Origin of the sequence: Pseudorhodoplanes sp. (assembly GCF_046289595.1) — a bacterium.
Lineage (GTDB): Bacteria > Pseudomonadota > Alphaproteobacteria > Rhizobiales > Xanthobacteraceae > Pseudorhodoplanes.
Genome location: NZ_JBKBVB010000198.1, coordinates 1 through 4,335 on the forward strand (window position 1 = coordinate 1; position 4,335 = coordinate 4,335).

2 protein-coding genes and 2 pseudogenes are annotated in these 4,335 nt (G+C 66.5%); all 4 read left to right on the forward strand.

Translation table 11 applies throughout. The features are described 5' to 3' along the window. Positions 1-210: pseudogene (locus ACK41X_RS22745) on the forward strand (deoxyguanosinetriphosphate triphosphohydrolase); the annotation flags it as partial. Positions 211-344: 134 nt separating this feature from the next. Beyond that, positions 345-2,135: an arginine--tRNA ligase gene (gene argS, locus ACK41X_RS22750; RefSeq protein WP_409728382.1), complete on the forward strand. Its 1,791-nt coding sequence runs from the start codon at positions 345-347 to the stop codon at positions 2,133-2,135. Positions 2,136-2,370: 235 nt separating this feature from the next. Next, the gene (locus ACK41X_RS22755) at positions 2,371-4,074 is read left to right on the forward strand and encodes an SPOR domain-containing protein (RefSeq protein WP_409728384.1); all 1,704 of its coding nucleotides are present in this window, start codon (positions 2,371-2,373) and stop codon (positions 4,072-4,074) included. A 48-nt stretch (positions 4,075-4,122) separates the two neighbouring features. Next, positions 4,123-4,335, forward strand: a pseudogene (locus ACK41X_RS22760) (beta-hexosaminidase); the annotation flags it as partial.

Below are 4,335 nucleotides of genomic sequence, written 5' to 3' on the forward strand. Positions count from 1 at the left end.
ATGGGCGAGGCGGAAGGCGTCGTCCGCGACCTGTTCCGTCATTTCGTGAAGGCGCCTGAGGACATGCCGGAAGAATGGCAGACCGGGCTTGCCGCTGCGGGGGAGGCGACGCGCGCGCGCAGGGCCGGGGATTTCATCGCCGGGGTGACCGACCGTTTCGCCCTCGAGGAGCACTGGCGCTTCTTTGACTTGACCCCCGAACTGCGTTAGCAGCCGCAATCGATCACGGTCATTCCGGGGCGGCGCGAAGCGCCGGACCCGGAATCCAGCCATATCCCACTGCGCTTGATTTCTGGATTCCGGCTTCGCCTGCGGCGCAGGCGCCCCGGAATGACGAAAAGACGATGCCGACCGATAACCGATACGACAATCTGTTCGCCACCATGCTGGGCCGCGTCACCGCGGCCAACGAGGCGCTGATCGCGGCCGGAATGCTGCCCGCCGGCATCGATCTGTCGCGCGTCACTGTCGAGCCGCCGCGCGATGCAAGCCATGGCGACATGGCAACCAATGCCGCGATGGTGCTTGCGAAAGATGCCGGCAAAAAGCCGCGCGAGCTTGCCGACGCGCTGGCGGAAAAGCTGCGCGCCGATCCGCTGGTTGAGACGGTGGATGTCGCCGGTCCCGGCTTCATCAACATGACGCTGAACGCCCAGGCCTGGCTCGGCGCCCTGCGCGCGGCCATCGCCGCAGGGACCGGTTACGGGCGCAGCGGCATCGGCCGGGGTACCAGGGTTAATGTCGAATATGTCTCGGCCAACCCGACCGGCCCGATGCATATCGGCCATTGCCGCGGCGCGGTATTCGGCGATGCGCTGGCCAGTCTCCTTGCGTTCGCCGATTATGCCGTCACCCGCGAATTCTACATCAACGATGCCGGCGCGCAGGTCGATGTGCTGGCGCGCTCGGCGTTCCTGCGTTACCGCGAGGCGCTGGGCGAGGACATTGGCGCGATCCCCGAGGGCCTCTATCCCGGCGATTATCTGAAACCGGTCGGCGCAGCGCTGGCGGAAAAATACGGTCGCGATCTCGGCCGGATGCCGGAAGACGACTGGCTGCCGATCGTGCGCCGGACCGCGATCGACATGATGATGGCGATGATCCGGCAGGATCTCGCCGCGCTCAATGTCACGCACGACGTGTTCTTCTCAGAGCGCTCTCTGGTCGACGGCGCGGACCGGGTCGGCGAGACCATCGCCTGGCTGCGTGAACGCGGCGAAGTGTATGAAGGCCGTTTGCCGCCGCCGAAGGGCGCGCCGGTCGACGATTACGAGGACCGCGAGCAGACGCTGTTCCGCTCCACCGATTTCGGCGACGACGTCGACCGCCCGCTGAAAAAGTCGGACGGCGGCTATACTTATTTCGCCTCCGACATCGCCTACCACAAGTCGAAATTCGACCGCGGCTTCCACGACATGATCGACGTCTGGGGCGCCGATCACGGCGGCTATATCAAGCGCATGCAGGCGGCGGTGAAAGCGATCAGCGAGGGCAAGGCGCGGCTCGACGTCAAGATCGTACAGCTCGTGAAGCTGTTGCGCGCCGGCGAACCGGTGAAGATGTCGAAACGCGCCGGTGAGTTTGTCACGTTGCGGGAAGTCGTGGACGAGGTGGGCCCCGATGCCGTCCGCTTCATGATGCTCTATCGCAAGAACGACGCGCCGCTCGACTTCGACCTCGCCAAGGTGATCGAGCAGTCACGCGACAACCCGGTCTTCTACGTGCAGTACGGCCATGCCCGCGGGCACTCCATCTTCCGCCAGGCGCGCGAGGTGTTTCCGGCGGTGCCGGAGAAGGCGGCGGACCGCACCGCATTTCTCATGACGGCGCCGGTCGAGAAGCTGACCGATGCGGCCGAACTCGCAATCATCCGCAAGGTGGCAGTCTACCCGCGGCTGATCGAAACCGCCGCCCTGGCGCATGAGCCGCACCGAATCGCCTTCTATTTGTACGAGTTGGCAAGTGAATTTCATGCCCACTTCACCCAGGGAAAGGGCTTGCCTCATTTACGCTTCATTAGACAAGATGATGAACAGTTAACCGTGGCGCGTCTGGCGTTGGTTCAGGCCGTCATTACCGTGTTCGCCTCGGGACTGCGGCTGCTTGGCGTAGGGGCCCCGGAGGAGATGCGGTGAGGTCGCGTTAGACGGCGGCGGTTCGCTCGGGGGCTTCGTGCCGTGCGGGGCACGCCGCTGCGTTATCGACACAACGAGATGACACCATGCGGTGGCATTGACCGGCCCGGTCGAAGAAGGTCGCAGGATGGCGGAAAACGATCGCACGCGCGCATATCGCGACAACGAAGGATTTCGGCGGCCGAGGCCGCAAACAGCCGCAGCGTCCGGCGACCCGCTCGCTGAGCTGGCCCGGTTGATCGGACAACAGAACGAGCCCGTACCGTCTTACCGACAGATCGGGACGCCATCTCCGTATGAGGCGGAGCCGGCCGGACGCGGTTGGGTTCCGCCGGGTGGCGTTGCGCGGCAGAGCGGCTATCCGGCTTCCGGCGCCGAGAGCTGGCGCAGCGGCTCGGACGGTGCGGCTGGCTACGGCGACGGCCGTTACGACGCGCCGGGCGATTTCGGCGCCTCCCAGCCGGCGCCGGATCATGCCGAAGCCGGCTATCAAGCTGCAGCCTATGCGGCGGCCCCTGAGCAGGATTATGCCGACCCGCGCTTTTCCGATCCGCGTTACGATCAGGATCGGTATCCGGTCGAGCCGCCCGCTGGCGGTCGCGCATATACGGCTGCGGACTATCGCGAGGCGGGCTACAACGAGCCGGGTTACAGCGAACTGGGCTATGGCGCGCCGGATTATGACCAGCGCGGATACGCCAATTCCTATGGCGCGGATGAACGCCCGGCGGATCGCACTTACGCCGCGCGGTCTTACGCCGCGCCGTCCTACGGCGAGCCCTCCGGTATCGGTCCGCGCTATGGGGCGGGGGAGTATTCCGATCCGCGCTATTCCGATCCTCACTTTTCCGACGCGCATCATACTGACCCCAGTCTCGGAGCCACGCGCTTTGCGCCGCATGACTATGCCCGGCCAGACAACGCTGCGGGTTACGACTCCTATTCGCACTATGACCGGGTTCGCGACGGCGGCGCCTCATCCTATGGTGCCCCGCCTGTCGCCGTGGCGCGCGCCGCCGCGGGCGAACGGATTCTGACCAAGCGTCCCCGCAACCTGGTCACGGTCCTTGCGGTCTTGGCGCTGGCAGTGGTCGGGACCGCCTCAGCCTTCGGTTACCGTGCGATGGTCTCGGCTGGCGGTACAGCCGTGCCTGCGCCGGTTATCAAGGCGGACACGCAGCCGGCCAAGATCGTGCCTTCGGCGGACCCGAACAGCAAGCCGATCCAGGATCGAATCGGCGTCAAGACGGAACGCATCGTACCGCGCCAGGAAGAGCCGGTGCAGCAGGCTGCCCCCGGCCAGCCTCGGGTGATCGCCCCATTCCTTGCCGGCCCTGGTCCGCAGGCCTTTCCGCCCGCCAATGCTGCCGCGCCCGCAAGTCCGCAGACCCCTGCAGCCATTGCCGAACCCAAACGGATTCGTACGGTGCCGATCAGGCCGGAGGGCGGCGCGGAGGCACCCTCGGCACCCTCGGCGCGTCCGGCACGCGCGGCGGCGCAACCGGCACCCGCCGCCCATCATGACGATGCCGGACGGGCGCATGCCCAGGCGCCGCTTGCGCTCGCCCCGAATCCGGCTGCCATGCCCGCGGCCCGAACCGGCGCGCCGGTCCAAACCGCATCGATCCCGGCACCCGGCGCCGCTCCGTTCCCGGCGCCCATCACAAGTGAGGGTGCCAATCAGGCGGCACCGGGTCCGTTCGCGGTCCAGGTGACCTCCCAGCGCAGCGAGGCGGAAGCGCGGGCTTCCTTCCGCTCCCTGCAGCAGCAATTCCCGTCCGTTCTCGGCAATCGCCAGCCGCTGATCCGCCGTGCCGATCTTGGCGAGCGGGGAACCTATTACCGCGCCCAGATCCCGTTCGGCAGCCAGACCGAGGCCAACGAGTTCTGTTCCAGTCTGAAATCGGCGGGCGGCCAATGCGTCGTCCAGAGGAACTGACGCCTCGGGCGCTTGACCCTCGACTCGTGGTCCGGCTAAGCCGCGCCCATGACGGCGCGCGCATTCATTTCCGGCCTGTCCGGCGTGGCGATCACGCACGACGAGTCGCGGTTTTTCCGGGAGGCCCGGCCGTGGGGCCTGATCCTGTTCAGGCGCAACATCGACAATCCGTCACAAGTTGAAGCCCTGACGGCACATTTCCGCGACATTCTCGGCTGGCAGGCGCCCGTCCTGATCGATCAGGAGGGCGGTCGCGTTCAG